We start from the raw sequence: 22,600 nt of genomic DNA on the forward strand, positions 1-22,600 counted from the left end.
TAACTGCCACGATTGAGAACTTAATTTTGTGGTTTTACAATTATTTTGGTTGGCGGTATTACAGAAGGCGCCAAACCTTTTTCTTTCATTTTTTTTACAACAGAAGATTCCATTTTTAACTGCATTAATCTTGTTCTTCCGTCGTAAAGTTCCGATCGCAATTCTTTTACTTCGTTATTAAGTCTTGCTATCTCGTACACTTTTTTATCTGCGCTATGCGAACTTGCTATCATTATTATTGCCAACACAGAAATAAACAAGATGATGCGCCAATTTTTAAACGAGTCTTCGCTAACTAAAAACGTTCCTCTTAATATGCTATAGATGCTTTTTTTCACTTTTATAGTTTTTCTGCAATTCTAAGTTTTGCACTTCTAGCTCTATTATTTTCTTTTATCTCTTGTGCTGTTGGCACTATTAATTTTCCTACTTTCTTAAAAGGCACTTCAAATCTTCCAAACACATCACGTTCTGGCTCGCCTTCAAACAATCCGTTTCGCATAAAGCGTTTTACCAACCTATCTTCTAAAGAGTGATAAGAAATTAGACTTAATCTTCCGCCAGGTTTTAAAACCTCTGGTGTTTGCATTAAAAACTCTTTTAAAGCTTCAATTTCTTGATTCACCTCTATTCTAATCGCTTGATAGATTTGAGCTGAAATTTTATTTTCATGCTTTGGCGATAAAAACTTTTTTAAAGCAAACTTTAACTGCTCTGATGTTTTTATTTCACCATTCATTCTTGTTTCCACAATCACTCTTGCCATAGCTGGCGCAGCTCTTAACTCGCCATACTGTAACAACACATCACGTAAGTCTTCCTGACTATATTCATTAACAACATGATAGGCTGATAGTTGATTACTTTGATTCATCCTCATATCTAAATCTGCCTCAAAACGTGTTGAAAAACCACGTTCTGCCACATCAAATTGATGAGAAGACACACCAAAATCACCTAAGATTCCGTCTACTTCTTTTACACCATAAAACCTTAAAAATCTCTTTATGTATCTAAAGTTTTCATTGATTAGCGTAAAGCGACTATCGTCTATTTTATTTTTAAGAGCGTCTTTATCTTGATCAAAAGCGTAAAGCCTTCCTTTTTCACCTAAACGACTTAAGATCTCTTTACTGTGTCCGCCACCACCAAAAGTGACATCTACATAAATACCATCTTCTTTAATCGCTAAACCATCTACGGTTTCTTTTAATAAAACTGGATTATGATATTCCATCTTCGTCATCTTGTCCCATTACCTCTTCAGCTAAATCTGCAAAATCTACAGTTGCGTCATCAATAGCTTTTTCATACTTCGTTTTATCCCAAATCTCAATAATATTAACCGCAGAGGACATTACAATATCCTTAGAGATAGAAGCAAAAACCACTAAATCTTTTGGTATTAACAACCTTCCGTTTGCATCAACATCTACCATTTTTACTCCAGCAGTAAACCTTCTAATAAAATCGTTGTTCTTTTTTTTGAATCGATTTAGCTTATTTATTTTCTGCATTAATGCATCCCATTCGGTCATTGGATACAATTCCAAACACTCTTGAAACACCGCTCTTTTAATCACAAACCCATTTTGCAACACACCATCCATCTGCTTTTTTAGAGCAGCAGGTAGCATTAGCCTTCCTTTGGCGTCTACTTTACATTCGTATGTTCCTATAAATGAGTTCAAAACAGTTTGAAACTGGGTTAATATTTAAAAATCAAATATATTGAAAATTTTACCACATTTTACCACATTTTACCACATTGTTAATAAGTTATGGTTTTTTAACATTTAAAAAGCGTGTAAATAATTGAAAATAGTAAGACAAACAACTTATCAAAAAGTGGGAAAGAAAAACAAATCTTAAGTGTCTTAATTTTTGGAAGTAAAAAGTTATATTAGGATTTGTTTTAAATGAAATACCTATATTTGTTGCTAAGCAAATGACTAACTGTTAATGACGCACAAACTTAAAAAAGAAGGAAAGTTTAATTACATAGAAGTTGGCACAGGACAACCAATTATTATTCTTCATGGACTTATGGGCGGACTTAGTAACTTTGACGCCGTAACCTCCTATTTTAGTACAAAAGGTTATAAAATAATAATTCCAGAATTACCTGTTTACACAATGTCTTTACTTAAAACAAACGTAAAGGCTTTTGCAAACTATCTACATGAATTTATAGATTTTAAAGGATTAGAAGATGTTATTTTATTAGGAAACTCTCTTGGTGGACATATTGGTTTATATCATACAAAATTATATCCTGACAAAGTTAAAGCTCTAGTTATAACTGGTAGCTCAGGACTTTATGAAAGCGCTATGGGTAGTGGCTACACAAAACGTAGTGACTATGAGGTTATTAAGAAAAAAGCGCAAGATGTGTTTTATGACCCTGAAGTTGCAACTAAAGAAATTGTTGATGAAGTTTACGAAACAGTAAATGACAGAAATAAACTAATTAAAACATTAGCTATTGCTAAAAGCGCTATAAGACATAATATGGCAAAAGATTTACCAAAAATGCAAACACCAACTTGCATTATTTGGGGAAAAAATGACACTGTAACTCCACCTGAAGTTGCAGACGAATTTAACAGTCTTTTACCAGATTCAGAGCTATTTTGGATTGACAAATGTGGTCATGCTGCAATGATGGAACATCCAGAAACTTTTAATGAAATTCTATATGCTTGGTTAAAAAAGCGTGAGTTTTAATTTATCCTTTTTGCAGAAATAAAAATAAATCTAATGCATATTAAATCTGCTACATTTGTAATGAGCAACTCTGATGTTGCTAAATGCCCAAAAGATAAGCTACCAGAATACGCTTTTATTGGGCGTAGTAATGTCGGTAAGTCTTCTTTAATTAATATGCTAACCAACAGAAAGAGCTTAGCTAAAACCTCTGGAAGACCAGGAAAAACACAACTAATTAATCATTTTTTAATTAATGATAATTGGTTTTTGGTTGATTTACCTGGTTACGGTTATGCACGCGTTTCTAAAAGTACAAAAAAAGTATTTCAGAAGTTTATAACTGAATATTTTGAGAAGCGAAGACAACTAATTACCGCTTTTGTTTTAGTAGACATTAGACACAAACCTCAATCAATAGATTTAGAGTTTATGGAATACTTAGGCTTAAACGGTATACCATTTTCTATTGTGTTTACCAAAGCAGACAAACTTAAACCAAAAGCTATAGAAAAACATATAGAAGATTATAAAAACATACTTCTTGAAACTTGGCAAGACATGCCAAATTACTTCGTAACGTCTTCAAGTAAAAATATAGGTAAAGACGAGTTACTTGGCTACATTGACCATTTAAATAACACTATAGAAGTTGAACAGTAAAATAAAAAAGACCGCGTATAATAGCGGTCTTTTTTTTTAAAATAGATTGTACAATTACTGATTTAACATCAAGTCCGTAATAGTTAGCACCTCTATTTCTTCTTCATTACCTTCTTCGTCTTCTACAACTTCTATTGATGTTTGATAGGTAATTTTAAAGTCTTCACCTATATATTCGTCTGTATCTAAATCATAATTTTCTAATACTTCTTCTGAAACATATTGAAATTTCATTGTTTGCTTTTCGCCTTTTACTTCTACAGTAAACACATAATTAAATTCTTCTGTCCCTTCATAGGTACCGCTTATTGCTTTTTGCGTTGAAGGCGTTATAAAAGCTGTTGACAAATAAGCAACTAATGCCAAAACTGAAACGATAAGTTTTGTCTTCATTTTAAAAATAATTAAAGTTAAGTTTGATTTATTTTGCTCGGAAATTTGCCACCTCAAGTCCGATTGCTTTTAGTATTACAATACCTTGTAATTACGTGTGGTAGGATGAACTGTGTACGCTTTGTGAAATCTTATAAGGTTACCAAAATTTGGCTATAAAAAGATCAAATACTTCTATTACGATTAATATGATTATGATCCACTCTAAAGTACTACTTTCTCTATGGTCCATTATATCTTTAAAAAGCTCTAGATTTTCTTTTATAATTTCGATTCTTTCATGTATTAATCGATAACGTGCATGCAGGTCAAAAGACTGTTTTAAATCTGTATTTAATTTATTTAATTGCTCGTTTTCCCACGTTATTTCTGGAGAATCAAAAATATATAAGTTTTCAGAAATCTTGTTTTTAATATTTAACGTCTTGCCTATGAAGCGTTTTAGCTTATGTCCTGAAATGTCTAGTTTTCCTTTTTTCTCTAGATATAATGTATGTTGATGTGTTTGCTCAAGTAGTTCTTCTGTAATTTCAGAATATCTGTCTAATGCTACACTTTGCGATGCGTATAACATTACCAATCTTATCATTTCTTGATCAAGAGTTGGTAATTCTATGTGATTAAACTGGACTTTTAATGTTTTTGGCTTAATTAAAACCTCTGTTGCTTCAGACAGTTTTTCGAAGAAATAATTATTGGTATGCGGTTTTAAAGTATTTAATACTTCTGTTATTTGACTATCAGACATATTAAAAAAACTAACCATACCATATTGAAAAACATACACAAATGAATGTTGATCAATTTCGTAAAATAGCTCGTCACTATCTTGAAACAGCAATTGCCAAGACAATTGCTGTTTACAAGCTTTAATGTTTATACTACTAGCTATTTGATAAGCTACAACTTTATACATTGTTAAAAATCTTCGTCCTGCTCTTCGCTAGGCTCTATATCTGGATCTTGTACTGCTTCTGGATCATCACTATCAAAATCTTCGTAATCATCTTCGTCATAATTTTCCATAGTTTGTACTAACTTGGTACTTACTTTTACTAAATATTTAGTGTCTTCTGTTGTTACTTCTACAGCTTCTACTAATTCATTTTTAGCATTTCTAAATTCGATAATATGATCCTCGTCATATCCATCAGGATACTTATCTACTAAAAGCTTTAAGATTTCTGGTGTTAATTTTTTAAAGTCTACGATAACACGTTTTAGGTTGTCAGGCTTTTTCATGGAATAATTTTACTTTTTCGGGTATGTATTTTTATATTTTAAAGTTATAGGAAATTTTTACCAATCCAAAAGGTATGCAAAGATTAATGGCGCTACTATTGTAGCGTCACTTTCTACAATAAACTTTGGTGTATTAATATCTAGTTTTCCCCAAGTAATTTTTTCGTTTGGTACTGCTCCAGAATAAGAACCATAACTAGTTGTAGAATCGCTTATTTGACAGAAATAACTCCAAAATGGCGTATCTGTTCGCTCCATATCTTGATATAGCATTGGCACAACACAAATAGGAAAATCTCCTGCAATACCACCACCAATTTGAAAGAAACCAATTCCGTTTTGAGAATTTTCTGTATACCAATCTGCTAAAAAGGTCATATACTCTATACCAGATTTTATTGTACTTGCTTTAAGCTCTCCTTTTAATACGTAGCTTGCAAAAATATTACCCATAGTACTATCTTCCCAACCAGGAACAACTATTGGTAAATTTTTCTCTGCTGCTGCATACATCCAAGAGTCTTTTAAATCTATTTCGTAATACTCTTCTAACACACCAGAAAGTAACATTTTGTACATATATTCATGCGGAAAATAACGCTCTCCATTTGCTTCTGCATCTTTCCATATTTTATAAATATGCTGTTGCAGTCTTCTAAATGCTTCTTCTTCTGGTATACAAGTATCTGTTACTCGGTTTAATCCTTTTTCTAATAAATCCCACTCGTCTTGCGGTGTTAAATCACGATAATTAGGTACACGTTTGTAATGAGAATGTGCTACAAGATTCATAATATCTTCTTCAAGGTTTGCACCTGTACAGCTTATTATTTGAACCTTGTCTTGACGGATCATCTCTGCAAAGCTTTTACCTAATTCGGCAGTACTCATTGCACCAGCAAGAGATACTAACATTTTTGCACCGTTGTTTAATTGCGCTTCGTATCCTTTTGCTGCATCTACAAGAGCTGCAGAATTAAAGTGTAAATAATGATGTTGAATAAATTGAGAAATTGGTCCTTTAGTACTCATCGTCTTCGTTGTATTTTGTGCTGTTATTTTTTTGTTTGTTGTCGTAATTATTATCGTATTCGTCGTCTATATTTTCATCTAAAAACTTATAGCTTAACATTTTATAATATAGTTTAGCTGCTAAAAAGTCTGAAGATTTTTCATCTTTATTTGGACAAAGCTCTACGATATCAAATCCTACTACATTTTTTTCTTCAAATATTTGTCTTAAAAAATCTAGGGTTTCGTACCATAATAATCCACCTGGTTCTGGCGTACCTGTACTTGGCATAATTGAAGGATCGAACACATCTAAATCTATTGTAATAAATACGTTATCTGTCATTTGGTCAATTGCACTATCCATCCATGTGCTATCTTCTACCATTTCATGAGCGAAGTATGTTTTTTCTTCGTCCATTACTGTTTTTTCAATAGCATCCATAGATCTAATTCCTACTTGAATTAAATTAGTAGTTTGACTTGCTTCGTAAACCGCACAAGCATGATTACATTTAGATCCTTCGTATTCTTTACGTAAATCTGCATGCGCGTCTAATTGTAACACTGTTAAGTTTGGATACATCTCGTTAAACGCACGGATTGTCCCAATAGATATCGAGTGCTCACCACCAAAAATAGTTACAAACTTATTTTTTTTAATATATCTTTTTGTTGCTTGATGTACAGCATCTACCATTGCTTCTGGACTACTGTTTTCTGTTACAGCGTCTGCCAAAAACACACCTTGCTGATACACTTCTGTATCAGTTTCTATATCGTATAATTCCATGTTTTCAGAAGCATCTAAAAAGGCTTGCGGACCTTTATCTGCTCCTTTTTGCCAAGTACTTGTACCGTCATAAGGCACAGGTATTAACACTACTTTTGCTTTTTCTAATTTTGAGAATTCTTCTGGAATTCCTGCATACGTTTTAGTTTGCATAACCTAAAATTTTAAGTAAGTCTTCACTTTTTTGTTGTTCTGAAAATAATTGTGTTTTGATGTTTCCATCATCATCTTTATCTATTAAGATATGTTTTGGGCTTGGTATTAAACAGTGTTGTAATCCTCCAAAACCTCCTATGGTTTCTTGGTAAGCGCCTGTATTAAAAAAGCCTATATATAATGGTTTATCTACGTTATATTTTGGTAGATATATTGCATTCATATGCTGCTCGCTATTGTAATAATCGTCACTATCACATGTCAATCCGCCTAACAATACACGCTCGTAACTATCTTGCCAACGGTTAATAGGCAGCATAATAAATCTTTTATTAATTGCCCATGTGTCTGGTAATGTTGTTATGAAAGACGAATTTATCATATTCCATTTTTCGCGATCATTTTGTTGTTTTTGATACAACACTTGATAGATTGCTCCTCCGCTTTCACCTACGGTAAAACTTCCAAATTCTGTAAAAATATTTGGCACATCTACACCTTCTAAATCACAAATGGTTTGTATTTGATTTAAAATTTCATCTATCATATACTCGTAATCAAACTCAAAAGCTAACGAGTTTTTTATAGGAAATCCACCGCCAATATTTAAACTATCTAATGTTGGACATATCTTTTTTAAGCTAACATAAACACGTAAACATTTGATTAATTCGTTCCAGTAATACGCATTATCCCTTATACCTGTATTTATAAAAAAGTGAAGCATTTTAAGCTCTACTTTTGGATTATCTTTAATCTGGTTTTTATAAAATGGTACAATATTTTTGTAACCTATACCTAAACGAGAGGTATAAAACTCAAATTTTGGCTCTTCTTCAGATGCAATTCTAATACCTACTTTAAAGTTATCATTAATTTCTTCTGATAGTAGATTAATCTCTTCGTAATTATCAATTATAGGGATACAATTATGATGACCATTATTAATTAATCTAGCAATGTTAGTTACGTACTGCTCACGTTTAAAACCATTGCTAATAACAAAGGTATCATTAGTAATTTTTCCTTCTTTTTTAAGATTTTCGACAATATCTATATCAAATGCAGAAGATGTTTCTATATGAATATCGTTTTTTAAAGCTTCATTTAAAACATGTTTAAAGTGAGAGCTTTTTGTACAATAACAATAGTTGTATTTACCTTTATAATTATGCTTATCTATCGCGTTAGCAAACCACTGCTTTGCGCGTTGGATATTATTAGAAATTTGAGGTAGATAAGTAAATTTTAATGGCGCACCATATTCCTCAATCAACTTCATTAAATCTACGTCATGAAATTGTAATGTTTTATTTTTTAAATCAAACTCTTCTTGAGGAAAATCAAAAGTTTGACTTATTAAATCTATGTATTTAGTTTTCATTATTATTTTTTATAAATTTTCTAAAAAGTCACCAAAACAGTATAAATTTACTGTTAAAAAAATAATAAGAATTTTATCAAATTTGGATTTTTAAGTCATAAGTTGGCACAAAGCCAAGCTGATGCTGACTAGCATAAATTGAAGTAAATGCGGAAGTTAGCTTTAAAATTCGGTCACTTAATCTGTAAGCTGCTTTTGAATATGACTTCCTAATTTTCAAAAGCCCGAACATAGAAACAGTTTTCAAAATGTTCAGCTAAATGCGTGACAAATGTAATTTTTTTTTTGACACGCAAAACTTTTTTTTGTTTTTTTTCAATTGTAACAAAAATTACAAAAAACACCTGTAAGATTTAGTATTTTGCACGACTAAAATTTAGGTTTCATAATTGAAAGATGGAAAAATACTTAGACACTTTTATTAACTCTTTTTTAGGAACGGTTAATTGGACTTATAAATCTATAATTTTTGAAGTCCCTTGGTATACAAATTATTTTTGGGGACTAATCTTTATATCTTTAATTGTTTGGGGATTAGAGATTGTTTTCCCGTGGAGAAAAAACCAAGCTATTATTAGAAAAGACTTTTGGTTAGATGCTTTCTATATGTTTTTTAACTTTTTTGTTTTCTCTATAGTTATAAGTGGGTTTTATAAAGTTCTTGGTTTGTTTTTTGGAGAATTTAATATAACTACTCAAAGTCTAGCTTTGATAAATATTTCTAATTGGTCTCCTTGGTTACAACTACTTGCTTTCTTTTTGATCTTAGATTTTGTACAATGGTTTACTCATGTATTACTTCATCGTTATGAATTTCTTTGGAATTTCCATAAAGTACATCATAGCGTAAAAGAAATGGGTTTTGCGGCACATTTACGCTACCATTGGATGGAAAACGTTTTATATAAACCCTTAAAGGTTTTTGGCGTAATGATCCTTGGTGGTTTTGAACCTGAACAAGCTTATATCGTTCATTTTATTGCAATTACTATTGGTCACCTAAACCATTCTAACATAAAACTAACCTATGGTCCTTTAAAATATATTTTTAATAACCCTGTAATGCATCTTTATCATCATGCTTACACTATACCAGAAGGTAGACATGGTATTAACTACGGAATTAGCTTAAGCTTATGGGATTATATTTTTAAAACTAATTATGTACCAGAAGATAGTGGTACTATTGAAATTGGTTTTGAAGGTGACGACCAATTTCCTAAAGATTTTATTGGTCAAAACACCTACGGATTTAAGAAAGAAAAATAAAAAAAGCCAACTGTAAAAGTCGGCTTTTTTGTTATAGCATTTTTAAAGTATTTACTTCTTGTTCTGTTAAGATCTTCCAATTACCACGAGGAATATCCTTTTTTGTTAAATGCGCAATTGCAACACAGTCTATTTTTACAATATCGTATTTAAGGTGATCAAAAATGGTTCTTAAAATTGTATTACCTGTATTTTTAATTTTAATACCTATTTCTTTTTTAGGAGAACCATCAATATAACTAACCTCTTCTACTGTGATTAATTTATCATCTACTTTAAATCCTTCTTGAATTTTCTTTAAATCTTCAAGCTTAAGGTTTTTATCTAATTCTACATGAAATAATCTTGATACGCCATTTTTAGAATTTGTAAACTTTTTTACAATTTTTTCATCGTTTGTAAATAATAATAACCCTGTTGAGTTTCGTCCTAAACGACCAATTGGCTTGATCCTAGAGCTTGTTGCATTTGCAACCAAATCCATAACAGTACGACCTTTATCTGTACTAGTTGTTGTTGCAAAACCCTTTGGTTTATTTAATAAAACGTATGCTTTTTTTTCTGGACTTACTCTTGCTCCATCATAACGCACTTCATCATCTAACTTTACTTTGTAACCCATTTCGGTAACAATGCTACCATTTACAGTCACAAGCCCCATTGCTATATGTTGATCGGCCTCACGACGAGAACATATACCTGCGTTAGCTATGTATTTATTTAACCTGATTAAGTCAGAATCTGAAGACGCCTGTTTAGAAACCTTTTTAGGTTTTACTGGCGCGTTACCTCTTGCATAAGTTTTGCTTTTAGAGTTTCCTCTGCCTCTTCCAGAGTTTTTTCTCTTATCATTTGCACCTTGATGTCTACTCATAATTTATTTTTTTGCAAAGCTACAACGAATTTTTCACAAAATACGCTCTATAACTACATTATAGTCTATTAAAACAATACTTAAAACACCTGCCAATAAAATGAATTTCAAGATATTGTGTAACCACAAGTAATGGGTCTTTGTTTTAGATTTCCAGAGCAGAAACAAATAGACTATTAATAAGATTTCGCAGATATAGAAATAAAAATTCATCTTACCAATATTATACTTTGTAATTAAAAAATATGAAGGTATTAATGTAAGCGTAACCAAAACACTAATCATTTTTTTTGAAGTAGCCTCTCCATAAACTATAGGAATTGTTCTGTAGTTAAGCGTTAAATCTCCTTTAATATTTTCTAAGTCTTTGGTAAGTTCTCTTATTGAAAGTATTAAGAACAAAAATGATGCATGCATTAATATTACATTATCAAAATTTTTGTAATACACAAAAATGACAAAAAAGGGCGTTATTGTTAAAATAGCAGATACTAAATTGCCTACTATTGGCATTTTTTTAAGTTTATGAGAATAAAACCAGATCCCAAATATATAAACAGAAAAGAATAAGACTGGTTTAAAAGACACATAACTAGCCATGACTATTGCTGAAAAATTTAGCACAAAATATAAGGACAGTTTTGTATTTTGACTAACCAACCTATCTAACATAGATTTATTTGGTCTATTGATTAAGTCTTTTTCAGAATCGTAAAAATTATTGATAATATATCCACCAGCAATAACAGCAGCAGATGCTAAAACTAACATTAATAAATTTAAATCTAAGAGAACAGATTTTGTTGGTTTATTATGAGCAAAAATAAAAATGGACGCTAAGTATTGCGCTACAATTATTACTAAAATATTATAACCTCTTACCACAGAAAACATGCTGAAAAATTTAAGCAACACATGTTTTTGTTTTCTGGACAGCATATAATTAAAGTAAATTATGCTTGTGATAATTTTTAGAAGTTATAAACCACTTCTAATTTATAATCTTTTAAAGCTTCTTCTGCTTTTTTAAAATCTGGAGCAAATCCTAAAATATAACCGCCACCTCCAGAACCGCAAAGTTTTAAATAGTAATCATTGGTTTCTAAACCTTTTTTCCAAAGTTCATGGAATTGTGCAGGAATCATTGGTTTAAAATGATTAAAAACGACTTTAGATAATTGCTTTGTATTTTTAAACAGAGATTTAATATCTCCTTTTAAAAAGTCTTCTACACAAGCATCAGTATGTTTTATAAATTGGTCTTTAAGCATGTTTCTAAAGCCTTCTTGTTTCATGTTTTCCATAAAAATAGAAACCATTGGTGCAGTTTCACCAACAACACCAGAATCTAATAAAAACACAGCACCTTTACCATCTGTACTTTGAGTTGGTATGCCTGTTGCTTCAATATTTTCTTTAGAGTTTATAAGAATTGGTAAGCTTAAGTAGCTATTTAATGGATCTAATCCTGAAGATTTTCCGTGAAAGAAAGATTCCATCTCAGAAAAAATAGCTTTCAACTTTAATAGCTTATCTCTCGTTAAATTTTCTAAAACAGTAATTTTTTCATCTGCATATTTATCATAGATAGCAGCCACTAAAGCGCCACTACTTCCTACTCCATAACCTTGTGGTATTGAAGAGTCAAAAAACATACCTTGCTCTATATCTTGATTTAGTGCATCAATATCAAAAGCCACTAAATCTTTATTAATATTGGATAAATAGTCAGCAAAACGCTTCAAACTTTCGTTAGATGCTTTAGCTTCTTTAGACAAGTTATTATCTTTTTTTAACGCTCCGTTATAGAAGTTGTATGGTATCGATAATCCTTTAGAATCTTTGATGATACCGTACTCACCAAAAAGTAAAATTTTAGAATAAAATAAGGGACCTTTCATAAGCTATTAATGCAATGGTTATATAAATTTACTGCTTTTTAGCGCCAAAACCAATTTTATCGCAAATATAATGACCGTTTTGGCAATACGCAACTAACTCTGTGTTAATGAATTTTAATATTTTCTCTTCTTCTATTGAAGGATACAAAACATGAACGTTTGCTCCTGCATCTAATGTAAAACAAATTGGCAAACCTGTTTCTTTTCTAAATTGCCAAATTTTATTAATGATTTGAAGTGTATTTGGTTTCATCAATATAAAGTAAGGCAAACTTGTCATCATCATTGCGTGTAATGTAAGCGCTTCACTTTCTACTAACTCTATAAATGCGTTTAAATCTCCTGATGCTAAAATAGATTTTAGTTTAGAGATATTTTCTTCTGCTTGAATAAATCTATTTTTTGCAAATGGATGTCTATGCATTAAATTATGACCAACAGTACTGCTTACTTGTTTCTCGCCTTTATCTACAAGTAAAATTGTGTCGTTAAAATTGCTGAAATTATCATGTACTTTATACGGATATTTAACACCAAAAAGATCGCTGCTTTCTTCAATTTCTGGATGATTACCCCAAACTACAATTGGTCCTTCAATACTCCTGCTGGCGCTACCAGAACCTAATCTTGCTAAAAATGACGCTTTTTTATTAAAGTAATCTTGTGTCATTTGTGGATTATGTAATTTTTCGACATCCATTAAGCATAAAGCTAAAGCACTCATCCCTGAAGCTGAGGAAGCGATACCCGAACTATGAGGAAATGTATTTTTTGTATTTATAACAAAATGATAATGTTTTAAAAATGGTAAATAATCTTCTACACGCTTGAAAAATGTAGCTATTTTAGATTTGAATTCTGGCTTAGGTTGATCGTCCAAAAGAACATCAAATGAAAATTCTTCTGTTAAATTTTTCTTAACAAATGTTAATTCTGTAATTGTTTTACACTGATTTAAAGTGAAACTTATTGATGTATTTTCTGGAATTTGATGCTCTTTTTTGCCCCAATATTTCACTAAAGCAATATTACTAGGAGATTCCCAAATCACGCTTCCTTCCTTAAGTTTACTAACATCTAATGAAAAACAAAACTGATCTATCAACATTTATTATTTATTTTTTGACAAAGATAGTTTTTATTATTCTATAATTTTAGTAGTTTTACAATGAATAGGTATTCAATTTAATTAATTGATTTATTTATTCACTTTGTGTAAATTTAAATGTTTAATTAACTAACTTAAGGTGGAAGTACTCCCAAAATTAACCAAAAACTTCTTTCACCTTATCAAATTTTTTGTATCCAAATGGATAAAAGACAACGAATAATTTTTACCATGCTAGAATTGGTGGTAAAACAAGGTGTTTATGCTACACCTATGTCACAAGTAGCAAAAGAGGCTAATGTTGCAGTTGGTACTATTTACCACTATTTTGACAACAAACAAGAAATCTTAGAGGAAATTTACAAAATGATTAACCAAGACTATGGTGTTGTTTTGATGGCTAATTTACCTGATACTGATTTTAAAACTCAATTTGAAGCAATTTGCTTAAATCTTTTTAACTATTACATTGGCAACCCATTAGCTTTTAAGTTTATGGAGTTTGTTGCTGTACCACCGTTAATGCCAAAAGAATTAGTTGAAGCTGTTAGAGAATACACAGCTGGATTAAGAGATTTTTTTCAAAAAGGAATTGATGAAGACCATCTTAGAAACGATGTAGAGTTAAGATTATTAATGCAAACAGCTTCTGGTTGTATTACATCTGCTGTAAAGCTTAAAGAAATGGGTGCAATAGAATTATCAGAAAAAGAAATTAAGCAAGTTACAGAAATGGCTTGGGATTGTGTTAGAAAACACTAATTATCCTTACTAATTTCTAAAACTTTATTTAAGGTTTTGTAGTTACGTGCAGTAGCAATTACATTTAACTTTTTTTCAAAAAAAGTATTATTACATTTTGCTCTTCCGTATCCAGCATTACAATAAAGATAAACAACTTTACTTGTTACAAAAAACTCTTCATTTGGATAACTTATTGATTGTATTTGATCAATACTTTTTCCTGATGGAGAGTTTTTTAATATAAAAAAATAACTCTCTTGCGTTTTCTCTTGTATAAATGGCGAGTTATCTAAAATAGCCTGTACGTCTTTGGGCTGTTTTACAATTACTTGTATGTTATAGTTGTATTTATTTTTAATTGCAGTAGTTATTTGTTTTTCTACAACTGTTTTATCTTTTATTTCTGTCTTAAAAATCACATTACCACTTTGGATATACGTTTTAACATCCTTAAATCCTAGGTTATTTAACAAATCCCTAAGATCTTTCATTAATATTTTATGATGACCACCAACATTAATACCTTTTAAAAAGGCTAAATATGTTTTCATATTTAAAAAAGATTTTTAGATAATATATAGGCGCCTGTCCATGCGTTTTGAAAATTAAATCCGCCAGTAATTGCGTCTACATTAATGACTTCTCCCGCAAAATATAAGTTTTCAAAAAGCTTACTTTGGTAGTTTTTAAAGTTTACTTCTTTTAGGTCTATTCCGCCAGCTGTCACAAACTCTTCTTTAAAAGTACTTTTACCTTTTACATTAAACATTGCTTTTGTTAACTGATTTGACAATTGCTCTAATTGATATTTATTTATATCTGCCCATCTTGCTTCAGCGCTTATTTGTGCAGCTAAAACTAATTGATTCCATAAACGTTTTGGCAAATCAAACATTGCGTGATTAACAACAACCTTTTTGGCAAGATCTATTTTTATTTGTTTTAATGTTGATAAAGCATCGTCGTAATCTTGGTTAATAAAATTAATTTCAATTTGAAAATCATATTGCTTTTTAGCTAATTCTACAGCACCAAAAGCTGATAATTTTAGTATAGCAGGAGCACTCATTCCCCAATGTGTAATCAACAACGGTCCATTAGTCTCAAGATTAGCTCCTAACACTTTTACAGTTACATTTTGAGCAACAACACCTGGTATTTCTTTTATTCTAGAATCGTTAATATTAAACGTAAATAATGAAGGAACTGGTTGTACAATATTATGTCCAAGCTTATTTAATTCTGTCCAAATCTTAGCACTACTACCTGTTGCTATTATTAATTTTTCGCAAGAATATAAGTCTGTTTTGGTATTGACATGCCAATATTCATCTTTATTAAAATTTGTTACAACTTGTTGTTTAATAACCTCAACACCAAGTTTTTTTGCTTCGTAAAGAAAGCAATCTATGATAGTTTGAGAACTGTTAGACTCTGGAAAAATGCGCCCATCTTCTTCTATTTTAAGTGGCACGCCTTTTTTTTCGAACCATTCCATAGTATCTCCTGTCATAAAAGAATGGAATGGTCCTAGTAATTCTTTTTCTCCTCTTGGGTAGTTTTTTACTAATTCTTGAGGAATAAACTCTGCATGCGTTACATTACAACGTCCACCACCAGAGACTTTTACTTTAGACAGTACTTCTTTACTTTTTTCTAAAATAGCTACAGTTACGTCTGGATATTGTTCTGCTATGTTAATAGCCGCAAAAAAACCTGCTGCGCCACCACCAACTATTATTACATCAAAATACTTCATATTCTATCTGGGTAATCACTTATTATAGCATCAACACCGTAAGACTTTATACGCTCAATAGACTCGTAATCATTAACAGTCCATGCATTAACTTTAAAACCTTCGTCTTGAGCCTCTTTTACGTTATTTTTACTTAAAAGTGCAAAATTAGGATGGATTGCAACTGCTTCTATTGTTTTTGCAAAACGTATAGAGGCATTTACACTTGCTTTGGTTAACACTCCTAAAGGCATTTTCTTATCTATAGCGTAAACAGTTTCTAGTTCTTTTCTTTGAAAACTGCTTATTAAAATATTATTGTAAGACCAATTACCTTTTGCAAAATATTTATGCAACAGGTTAACAGTTGGTTGTGCTGTTTTCTCTCCTTTTAATTCTATATTAAGTAAGCAACTTCCGTTTATCAGATCTAAAACCTCAATTAATGTTGGTATTTTATATTGACCATCAATTTTTAATGCTTGTAATTGGTTAAGCGTTTGTTTACCTAACTCTCCTGTACCATTAGTCATTCTATCTAAAGTAAAATCATGAAACACCACTAACTCTCCAGACGCACATAGATGCACATCTATTTCTATTCCATCTACTCCCAATTCTAATGCTTTTTTAATTGAAGGTAGTGTGTTTTCTGATATATATCCTTTTGCGCCTCTGTGTCCCACTTTTAAGGTGCTTTTCATTAATTTATAATTTTTTTATGAGTCTATTTTTTAATTTAAATACTACAATACTTATATTTTTATTCTCATTTAATAAATTACAATTTATGATTTTTAAGTTAAAACCTGCTGTCTTTTTAATATTACTTTTTATGTCTTGTCAAAGCGGAAAACTTACTGTTGTTGGGTCCATTGATAGCGATTTAAAAGAAGCTTCTGCTGCAGAAATAGTTAACCACACAAATATTGTTTGGACTATTGAAGATGCTGGTAACAAAAACAATGTGTATGGTATGGACTACAAAGGAAATATTGTTAGAGATATAGATGTAAGCAACATTAGAAATGAAGACTGGGAAGATCTTACTAGTGATGACGACGGAAATCTATATATCGGTGATTTTGGAAACAACAACAGAAAAAGAGAGCATTTTTTTATTTATAAAATTGAAGATATAAATTCGGTAAAAGATAAAGCTACAGCAGATACTATTCATTTTACCTTACCAAAAAATGTTAAATCTGAAGATTTTGAGTCTTTCTTTTTGTTAAATAACAACTTTTACATTTTTACTAAAGAAACCAAAAATTTTAAAGTTTTAAAAGTTCCGAATACGCTAGGCACACATGTAGCAAAACTTGTTACAGAATATAATTTAGATGGAAAACACAACAAAATAACGTCTGCAGATATTAGTGATGACGGAAAAACTGTTGTATTACTTAACCATGATAAATTATGGAAATTAACAGACTTTGAAGACGACAACTTTTTTGAAGGAAAGGTTGAAACTGTAGATTTTAAGCACGACTCTCAAAAAGAAGGTATTTGTTTTAAAGATAACAATACCGTGATTATTACAGATGAAGATTCTGGTAAAGAGGATAATAATATTTATGTATTAAAACTTTAAGAAAGCCGTTTCTAATTTTGATAAATCAGTTTCGTTTTTAATAACTTGCTTCGCATCTTTATACAAAGAATTAGCTTCTTCTTTTATCGCTTTAGAATACACCTCGTTTTTTGAGTTAAGATATACGTATTCTAACATAGAAAATAATTTTAAAACAATAACTATATCGTGTTTAGAGTAAGTTCTTATAGGTGTTATAACAGAGTATAAAAGCGACTTAAAACTTACCGAATTAATCTTTATACAACCCATATCTTCTTGTGATAAAATAATTTGATCCTTTTTACAAAGTCTAATATTAAATAATTGTGTTAAGTAATCTATACATATTAGCGCTGTTCCTGGATCGTTAATTCCAGGCGACATAGATTTTACAGCTATTTCTGTCATTTGTTTAAAAGCTAAAACGTAATTTTCTTCAATACGCTGGCTACTAGAAAAGTTAAACAAAGAATATACTTTTTTTAATTCTTCTTCATTTAGCTTTTTATTGCATTTAAAAAGAATCTCATCTTCTAAAACAAAATTACCTTTAATAGGTAATACTTCAAATTTACAATTATGCGCTTTTGCAAAATCTAACAAAACACCTAAGACAATATCTTGCAAATAGCCTGAAGTTTTAGTTTTGTAACAATTCCATTGTTCTGAATCTGGGAAATTAAGATTATCAGTTTTCTCAGAATCTATAAGTTTTTCTAGTCTACTTTTAGCTTTTTTATATATGTTTAAAATAATATTATTTACTTGAATTTCTTCAGAAATTGAATGAATAAAATATATGAAAGCACCTAAACAAACAGTCATAAATCCAATTGCTAATAACACCGAAAATCCTGGAAGCTGAAATTTTTCTTGGTTAGGTTCTATTTGTACCAAAGTAAAAATACAATACAGCAAAGTAGCATTATAAATACCTAATATTTTTTGATGTCGCTTATTAGAAATTAAACCTGGTAATACTCTTGGAGAAAAATTACTTGAAGCCTGATTAAGTAACACCATTACCATGGAAAAGCTAAATACCATTATAGATATTAGCCCAGCAATAAATGTTGTTAAAATATTTAGCGCAGTGTCTGTACTGTTAATAATTAGTTGCGGAATATTTTTGTATAAATACTCTGATACCCCTAAATTTTCTGCACCATAAGTTAAAAATGAAATAGCGAGACCAATAACACTATAAAATGTTGGATAAAAGGCTATTTTACCTTCTAATTTATAGATGTATTTTATTAAGCTTACTAAGTAGTTTTTCATTTAAATTGATTAAAAACTTAAACCAAACCCAAAGGAAAATCTCCAACCTTCTACACTATTAAAGAAATTAAAGGTACCCGCTATAGTCTCGGCAGCAGCAATTGTAAATCCGCCTCCAAAATCATTATGCCACTTATCGGATTCGTCATTTTTAAGCCATACACGACCAACGTCTCCTCCTGCAAAAAGTCCAATTTGCAATGGTAACGTTTTAGTTTTAAAAGAGCCTAATCTATAATGTACATCTGCGCTTCCGGCTAGACTATGTTGTCCTGTAAAACGTTGTAATCTAAATCCTCTTAATCCTGTTTGCCCACCAAGATTAGCTGCTTGATAAAACACTAAATCGTCTCCAAAACGTATTTGTGTTCTTACATCTGTTTTAAGCACTAATTTTCTGTTTGTTGTTAAGGCATTATAAAACCCTAAATTACTGTCTATAAAACCGTATGTATATTTACTGTTGTCAATTTCTGTTTTTGCTCCTGCAGAAATATTAAAGGTCATACCTCTTGTTGGGGTAATTTTACTATCAAAACTTTCATATTTAAAATCACCTTGTGCACCAGCAAAATATCTTCTTCCATAAAATTCTTCTGAAGCGTTTTGTGGTTGTAAAACCTCAATGTATCTATCTGGTGTTTCTTCTACTTCTATAGCTTCTGCAAGAATACTTACACCATAGTCACTACCAAAATTACCTCGTTTTGATAAACCAAAACTTGCCGCATAAGTACTTGTTTTTACACGGTTGTAATCCAAACCTAAATCGTCATCAAGGTTTACTGTTTCATTTCCATAACCAAAAAAGTTGTTAGTAAAATTCTCACTAGTTACTTTACCTGTAATGTGCAAATTCCACTCGCTAGTAAAGTTTGCAAAATCTCCTCTATAATCTAGACTAAAACCACTTGTTGCAAAGTAATATCCTGCTTTAAATTTATGTCTTTGCGTATAAGGATTTCTGCTAAAACCTTTAACTGTGTACGTATCTTGAAGACCTAATAAAATACCATCATCCGGATTGTAACCTATACTTGGCGCTAATATATTTGACTTTACAATATTACGTTGAAAGTCGAAAAGGTTATTATTGTAGATATCTGTTAAGCTTATTTTTGCACCTTTATTTTCAACAATTTCATTTGGCTTAGTTTTGTGATCGTAGACATGAACGCGTCTACCATTTTTTATAATGTACTTATCGTTATTTTGTCCACCAATAATACGTGTAAAAATTAGATTATTGGCTTTTCCTTTTACTTCAATGATATCATCATCATCAAGTGCATAAATCCATAGCTCTTTTGTTATCGATTTATCAAAAACTCTATCTACGATAACGTCTGCTTTTTCTCCGTCTTTATTTCTCCAAATGGTGACTTTTGTTTTATTATCTGCAATACGGTTAATTTCTATAAAATCGTCTTTATCGGTTCCTGTTAAGATGACCAATTCATTTAAATATTTATAGTAACGTTCTGCTATATCTTTAAGGTTATCTCTTCTACCTTTTAAAAACTTTTTAATTTCAGCTAAAGATTCTTTTTTAGAGGCTTCTGGTAATTTTGAAAAGGCTTTTTCTATAACTTGATCTGTTACATTTTCTTGAATAAATTTAGCTTGTTTTAACCAAACGTCTTTATCTGATTGTTGTATTAAAACCTTATCTAATTTAACGCCAGCACTATTCATCCATTTTACATCTTTTAACTTATCGTCGTAAACTTGTAGTTGCTTAGATGCGCCAGACAGAAAACGCGTTACATCTAGTATTGCTCCGTCAAAATTAGAAAACACTTGGTCTCTATCTCTTGGTATTGGTTTAAATAGCTTGTCTCCATTAGGTTGATCAAATTGCGCCCATCTCCATTGGTCTTGATGTCTATCCCAATCACCAATTAACATATCAAACAACCTTGCTCTTACATAAGAGTTTTCGTCAATTTTATATTTTTCGTCATCTCTTATTTTCTCTATAATATCATGTGTACTTTCTATATCATCTGCATATCCAAAATTACGTTCGTTTGTGTAGTTTTCTTCTGGACGTTCTTCAATCATATATAATTCGCCTCCGTAATTTTTATTATAATCTCCAAGATATTTATGTTTTGGTATATAATATAATTTTGGATTTGTATGATATACATCTGCTGCATCTGCCAAGTCTGGTACTGCTAAAAATGCATACGGATGAGCTGCTGTGTAGAAATCTAAAATTAAATTTTCTACAGTTGTTTTATCAAAGTCATCTTCTAGATAATTATCTTTAAATAAAACTGTTTGCAAGTATTGCGTTGCGCTTTTACGCAATGCACGCATATTTAATTCTCTTCCATCTTTGGTTTTTAATCTTATGGATCTTGTTTGATGTCCGCCACCTTCTCTTACTATTTCTAAACCTCCATAAAGTGTATCTAATGTTGCAACTGGCACATCTATTTTTGTGCTATATAAATCACGATAACGCTCTCCAAAAAAGGCTTCATAAACGCCAGATTTATCAGTTTCTTCTTTTGTGTAAACTGATGCTTTTATAGTTTGAGGGAAATTATCTGGTAAAGTCGAAATATCAAATTCTTGTTCGCGTTGTTCAAAAACTTGATGCGTAAATAATAGTTTAGGATTTTCATTTTCTTCGCCATAATAGCTAACCCAAGCTTCTCCGTCTTTATAAACCGTTAATGTTGCAAAACCTTGCCTACCGTATGCAAACAAACCATTTCTACTTAATGCTGCACCAGATTCTTTTGCTCCAGAACCAGAAACAATTTGTTTAATACCATCGTTTTCTATGTATTGCAATGTATGTTCATGTCCTGATGCAAAAACAATATTATCATACTCTAAAGCTAAGGTTTCTACACGACTCATTAACTCGTTATACCTTTCGTTATAACGATCTTGTATAGATACACCACCTTGCGTTCTTACTTGTACTAAAAACGACGCTAGGATAGGAACAGGAATTTTGCTTTGCGTTGGGTATAAGTGCTTTGATTTTTCGTAAAATCCACCATGAGTACCGTTGGTATACATTGGATGGTGCATTGCAACAATGACACGTTTATTTTGAGCTTTTTTAAATTCGCCTTCTAGTTCTAAAAAGAAACGTTTTCTTGTTTTTATTTCACACTTGTCATTTATCGTAGGATTATCATTCCAATTCTCCAAATACCATTGTGTATCTATAATAATAAGCTTTGTGTTTTCGCCAACATCATAATCTTCTAACGGACAACCATTTTCTGGTTGAAAAGTGTTTTTACCTAGTGCATCTTCTATAAACTTTTCTTGTCTTTTTACTCCTTTTACTCCATCTGCATACCAATCATGATTACCAGGAATAAAAACCACATCTCCTTCAAAACCATCTAAACTATTAACTTGTGCTTGTAGGTTGTTTTTAGCTTCAGAATAGTCTTCATCATCCTCATCAGGTAAACCTGCAGGATATATATTATCTCCTAAAAATATTGCATAAGTATTTTTAGTATTTTTATTTTTAATAAAACTTTTAAAAGCTTTTAATCCTTTAGAATAGCCATTAATTGGCGACTTACCTGCATCTCCTATAAGATAAAAAATCTTATCTATTGGTTTATCAGGAAGTTGTTGAATTTTATTATCTTCTTCTTTATATTGTGCTTTGTAAGAAGCACAACTAGCTATTAAAAATGTAATAAAAAACGTTAGAATTATGTTATTTTTTGACATAAATAGTATTTACGGTTAATTTTTGGTTATTTTAGGTT

At 30.8% G+C, this 22,600-nt stretch carries 23 protein-coding genes; 5 read left to right on the plus strand and 18 right to left on the minus strand.

Features of this window, described 5'->3' with window-relative positions; genetic code table 11:
* Positions 1–20: 20 nt before the first annotated feature.
* From FHS04_RS07215 to mraZ, 3 genes are read right to left on the minus strand one after another with little or no spacing between them, the layout of a single operon-like run.
* The gene (locus tag FHS04_RS07215) at positions 21–338 is read right to left on the minus strand and encodes an FtsL-like putative cell division protein (RefSeq protein WP_106680010.1); all 318 of its coding nucleotides are present in this window, start codon (positions 336–338) and stop codon (positions 21–23) included.
* A 2-nt stretch (positions 339–340) separates the two neighbouring features.
* Entirely contained in the window at positions 341–1,237 is an 897-nt protein-coding gene (gene rsmH, locus FHS04_RS07220; protein ID WP_106680008.1) for a 16S rRNA (cytosine(1402)-N(4))-methyltransferase RsmH, read from the minus strand.
* The gene (gene mraZ, locus FHS04_RS07225) at positions 1,224–1,691 is read right to left on the minus strand and encodes a division/cell wall cluster transcriptional repressor MraZ (RefSeq protein ID WP_027881018.1); all 468 of its coding nucleotides are present in this window, start codon (positions 1,689–1,691) and stop codon (positions 1,224–1,226) included. The genes rsmH and mraZ overlap by 14 nt, the downstream gene beginning before the upstream one ends.
* A 271-nt stretch (positions 1,692–1,962) precedes the next feature.
* On the opposite strand from mraZ, the gene FHS04_RS07230 reads away from it, so the two are divergent.
* Both FHS04_RS07230 and yihA read left to right on the plus strand, forming a co-directional pair.
* Positions 1,963–2,727 (plus strand): alpha/beta fold hydrolase, encoded by a 765-nt coding sequence (locus FHS04_RS07230; protein WP_027881017.1) that lies wholly within the window; start codon positions 1,963–1,965, stop codon positions 2,725–2,727.
* Between the two features lie 33 nt (positions 2,728–2,760).
* On the plus strand, positions 2,761–3,369 hold the full coding sequence (gene yihA, locus FHS04_RS07235; protein ID WP_106680006.1) for a ribosome biogenesis GTP-binding protein YihA/YsxC: 609 nt from the start codon (positions 2,761–2,763) through the stop codon (positions 3,367–3,369).
* A 54-nt stretch (positions 3,370–3,423) separates the two neighbouring features.
* Here yihA and FHS04_RS07240 read toward each other — a convergent pair whose 3' ends face one another.
* From FHS04_RS07240 to FHS04_RS07265, 6 genes are all read right to left on the minus strand, one after another.
* Positions 3,424–3,762 carry a hypothetical protein gene (locus FHS04_RS07240; RefSeq protein ID WP_106680004.1) on the minus strand — a complete coding sequence of 113 codons (339 nt, stop codon included), beginning with the start codon at positions 3,760–3,762 and terminating at the stop codon, positions 3,424–3,426.
* Between the two features lie 139 nt (positions 3,763–3,901).
* Positions 3,902–4,678, minus strand: coding sequence for an RMD1 family protein (locus FHS04_RS07245; protein ID WP_106680002.1), 777 nt, complete (start codon positions 4,676–4,678; stop codon positions 3,902–3,904).
* A gap of 2 nt (positions 4,679–4,680) precedes the next feature.
* Positions 4,681–5,004 carry a hypothetical protein gene (locus FHS04_RS07250; protein WP_027881013.1) on the minus strand — a complete coding sequence of 108 codons (324 nt, stop codon included), beginning with the start codon at positions 5,002–5,004 and terminating at the stop codon, positions 4,681–4,683.
* A 57-nt stretch (positions 5,005–5,061) separates the two neighbouring features.
* Entirely contained in the window at positions 5,062–6,036 is a 975-nt protein-coding gene (locus tag FHS04_RS07255) for a deoxyhypusine synthase family protein (protein ID WP_027881012.1), read from the minus strand.
* A complete protein-coding gene (gene speB / locus FHS04_RS07260; RefSeq protein ID WP_106680000.1) occupies positions 6,026–6,961 on the minus strand; it encodes an agmatinase in 936 nt (311 codons plus the stop codon). The genes FHS04_RS07255 and speB overlap by 11 nt, the downstream gene beginning before the upstream one ends.
* On the minus strand, positions 6,951–8,348 hold the full coding sequence (locus FHS04_RS07265) for an arginine decarboxylase (RefSeq protein WP_027881010.1): 1,398 nt from the start codon (positions 8,346–8,348) through the stop codon (positions 6,951–6,953). Before FHS04_RS07265 ends, speB begins: the two co-directional genes overlap by 11 nt.
* Positions 8,349–8,744: 396 nt before the next feature.
* Here FHS04_RS07265 and FHS04_RS07270 point away from each other — a divergent pair, with 396 nt between their 5' ends.
* Positions 8,745–9,617 (plus strand): sterol desaturase family protein, encoded by an 873-nt coding sequence (locus FHS04_RS07270; protein WP_106679998.1) that lies wholly within the window; start codon positions 8,745–8,747, stop codon positions 9,615–9,617.
* Between the two features lie 31 nt (positions 9,618–9,648).
* Here FHS04_RS07270 and FHS04_RS07275 read toward each other — a convergent pair whose 3' ends face one another.
* Genes FHS04_RS07275 through FHS04_RS07290 form a run of 4 tightly spaced genes read right to left on the minus strand, consistent with a single transcriptional unit; the run spans position 9,649 to position 13,500 of the window.
* Positions 9,649–10,491 carry a pseudouridine synthase gene (locus FHS04_RS07275; RefSeq protein ID WP_106679997.1) on the minus strand — a complete coding sequence of 281 codons (843 nt, stop codon included), beginning with the start codon at positions 10,489–10,491 and terminating at the stop codon, positions 9,649–9,651.
* Positions 10,492–10,524: 33 nt separating this feature from the next.
* Positions 10,525–11,430 carry a geranylgeranylglycerol-phosphate geranylgeranyltransferase gene (locus tag FHS04_RS07280; protein WP_106679995.1) on the minus strand — a complete coding sequence of 302 codons (906 nt, stop codon included), beginning with the start codon at positions 11,428–11,430 and terminating at the stop codon, positions 10,525–10,527.
* A 32-nt stretch (positions 11,431–11,462) separates the two neighbouring features.
* Positions 11,463–12,392, minus strand: coding sequence for a mevalonate kinase family protein (locus FHS04_RS07285; RefSeq protein ID WP_106679993.1), 930 nt, complete (start codon positions 12,390–12,392; stop codon positions 11,463–11,465).
* Between the two features lie 28 nt (positions 12,393–12,420).
* Complete coding sequence (locus FHS04_RS07290; RefSeq protein WP_106679991.1) at positions 12,421–13,500, minus strand: diphosphomevalonate/mevalonate 3,5-bisphosphate decarboxylase family protein; 1,080 nt, start codon at positions 13,498–13,500, stop codon at positions 12,421–12,423.
* Positions 13,501–13,701: 201 nt separating this feature from the next.
* On the opposite strand from FHS04_RS07290, the gene FHS04_RS07295 reads away from it, so the two are divergent.
* Positions 13,702–14,262: a TetR/AcrR family transcriptional regulator gene (locus FHS04_RS07295; RefSeq protein ID WP_051169897.1), complete on the plus strand. Its 561-nt coding sequence runs from the start codon at positions 13,702–13,704 to the stop codon at positions 14,260–14,262.
* Here FHS04_RS07295 and FHS04_RS07300 read toward each other — a convergent pair.
* The 3 genes from FHS04_RS07300 to FHS04_RS07310 are packed head-to-tail and all read right to left on the minus strand — an operon-like array spanning position 14,259 to position 16,686.
* Positions 14,259–14,795 carry a DUF1697 domain-containing protein gene (locus FHS04_RS07300; protein WP_106679989.1) on the minus strand — a complete coding sequence of 179 codons (537 nt, stop codon included), beginning with the start codon at positions 14,793–14,795 and terminating at the stop codon, positions 14,259–14,261. The genes FHS04_RS07295 and FHS04_RS07300 overlap by 4 nt on opposite strands.
* 2 nt (positions 14,796–14,797) lie before the next feature.
* On the minus strand, positions 14,798–16,003 hold the full coding sequence (locus FHS04_RS07305) for a BaiN/RdsA family NAD(P)/FAD-dependent oxidoreductase (RefSeq protein ID WP_106679987.1): 1,206 nt from the start codon (positions 16,001–16,003) through the stop codon (positions 14,798–14,800).
* The gene (locus FHS04_RS07310) at positions 16,000–16,686 is read right to left on the minus strand and encodes a glycerophosphodiester phosphodiesterase (RefSeq protein ID WP_106679985.1); all 687 of its coding nucleotides are present in this window, start codon (positions 16,684–16,686) and stop codon (positions 16,000–16,002) included. Before FHS04_RS07310 ends, FHS04_RS07305 begins: the two co-directional genes overlap by 4 nt.
* 86 nt (positions 16,687–16,772) lie before the next feature.
* Between FHS04_RS07310 and FHS04_RS07315 the strand changes: the two genes are divergently transcribed.
* Positions 16,773–17,579 carry a hypothetical protein gene (locus FHS04_RS07315; protein ID WP_106679983.1) on the plus strand — a complete coding sequence of 269 codons (807 nt, stop codon included), beginning with the start codon at positions 16,773–16,775 and terminating at the stop codon, positions 17,577–17,579.
* On the opposite strand, the gene FHS04_RS07320 is transcribed toward FHS04_RS07315, so the two are convergent.
* Positions 17,568–18,842: a DUF2254 domain-containing protein gene (locus FHS04_RS07320; protein ID WP_106679981.1), complete on the minus strand. Its 1,275-nt coding sequence runs from the start codon at positions 18,840–18,842 to the stop codon at positions 17,568–17,570. The genes FHS04_RS07315 and FHS04_RS07320 overlap by 12 nt on opposite strands.
* A gap of 9 nt (positions 18,843–18,851) precedes the next feature.
* Positions 18,852–22,562, minus strand: coding sequence for a metallophosphoesterase (locus FHS04_RS07325; RefSeq protein WP_106679979.1), 3,711 nt, complete (start codon positions 22,560–22,562; stop codon positions 18,852–18,854).
* Positions 22,563–22,600 lie beyond the last annotated feature (38 nt).

The sequence above is a fragment of the Mesoflavibacter zeaxanthinifaciens subsp. sabulilitoris genome, from assembly GCF_014191595.1.
In the GTDB taxonomy this organism is placed as follows: domain Bacteria; phylum Bacteroidota; class Bacteroidia; order Flavobacteriales; family Flavobacteriaceae; genus Mesoflavibacter; species Mesoflavibacter zeaxanthinifaciens.

What these genes read in the sequence shown, in the direction of transcription:
- FHS04_RS07275 (WP_106679997.1), bottom strand. Translation starts at nt 10,491, where the DNA reads ATGAGTAGACATCAAGGTGCAAATGATAAGAGAAAAAACTCTGGAAGA.
- FHS04_RS07290 (WP_106679991.1), bottom strand. Translation starts at nt 13,500, where the DNA reads ATGTTGATAGATCAGTTTTGTTTTTCATTAGATGTTAGTAAACTTAAG.
- FHS04_RS07300 (WP_106679989.1), bottom strand. Translation starts at nt 14,795, where the DNA reads ATGAAAACATATTTAGCCTTTTTAAAAGGTATTAATGTTGGTGGTCAT.
- FHS04_RS07250 (WP_027881013.1), bottom strand. Translation starts at nt 5,004, where the DNA reads ATGAAAAAGCCTGACAACCTAAAACGTGTTATCGTAGACTTTAAAAAA.
- FHS04_RS07230 (WP_027881017.1), top strand. Translation starts at nt 1,963, where the DNA reads ATGACGCACAAACTTAAAAAAGAAGGAAAGTTTAATTACATAGAAGTT.
- FHS04_RS07315 (WP_106679983.1), top strand. Translation starts at nt 16,773, where the DNA reads ATGATTTTTAAGTTAAAACCTGCTGTCTTTTTAATATTACTTTTTATG.
- FHS04_RS07280 (WP_106679995.1), bottom strand. Translation starts at nt 11,430, where the DNA reads ATGCTGTCCAGAAAACAAAAACATGTGTTGCTTAAATTTTTCAGCATG.
- FHS04_RS07285 (WP_106679993.1), bottom strand. Translation starts at nt 12,392, where the DNA reads ATGAAAGGTCCCTTATTTTATTCTAAAATTTTACTTTTTGGTGAGTAC.
- FHS04_RS07245 (WP_106680002.1), bottom strand. Translation starts at nt 4,678, where the DNA reads ATGTATAAAGTTGTAGCTTATCAAATAGCTAGTAGTATAAACATTAAA.
- FHS04_RS07310 (WP_106679985.1), bottom strand. Translation starts at nt 16,686, where the DNA reads ATGAAAAGCACCTTAAAAGTGGGACACAGAGGCGCAAAAGGATATATA.
- FHS04_RS07320 (WP_106679981.1), bottom strand. Translation starts at nt 18,842, where the DNA reads ATGAAAAACTACTTAGTAAGCTTAATAAAATACATCTATAAATTAGAA.
- FHS04_RS07240 (WP_106680004.1), bottom strand. Translation starts at nt 3,762, where the DNA reads ATGAAGACAAAACTTATCGTTTCAGTTTTGGCATTAGTTGCTTATTTG.
- FHS04_RS07265 (WP_027881010.1), bottom strand. Translation starts at nt 8,348, where the DNA reads ATGAAAACTAAATACATAGATTTAATAAGTCAAACTTTTGATTTTCCT.
- yihA (WP_106680006.1), top strand. Translation starts at nt 2,761, where the DNA reads ATGCATATTAAATCTGCTACATTTGTAATGAGCAACTCTGATGTTGCT.
- rsmH (WP_106680008.1), bottom strand. Translation starts at nt 1,237, where the DNA reads ATGGAATATCATAATCCAGTTTTATTAAAAGAAACCGTAGATGGTTTA.
- FHS04_RS07325 (WP_106679979.1), bottom strand. Translation starts at nt 22,562, where the DNA reads ATGTCAAAAAATAACATAATTCTAACGTTTTTTATTACATTTTTAATA.
- speB (WP_106680000.1), bottom strand. Translation starts at nt 6,961, where the DNA reads ATGCAAACTAAAACGTATGCAGGAATTCCAGAAGAATTCTCAAAATTA.
- FHS04_RS07270 (WP_106679998.1), top strand. Translation starts at nt 8,745, where the DNA reads ATGGAAAAATACTTAGACACTTTTATTAACTCTTTTTTAGGAACGGTT.
- FHS04_RS07255 (WP_027881012.1), bottom strand. Translation starts at nt 6,036, where the DNA reads ATGAGTACTAAAGGACCAATTTCTCAATTTATTCAACATCATTATTTA.
- FHS04_RS07305 (WP_106679987.1), bottom strand. Translation starts at nt 16,003, where the DNA reads ATGAAGTATTTTGATGTAATAATAGTTGGTGGTGGCGCAGCAGGTTTT.
- FHS04_RS07295 (WP_051169897.1), top strand. Translation starts at nt 13,702, where the DNA reads ATGGATAAAAGACAACGAATAATTTTTACCATGCTAGAATTGGTGGTA.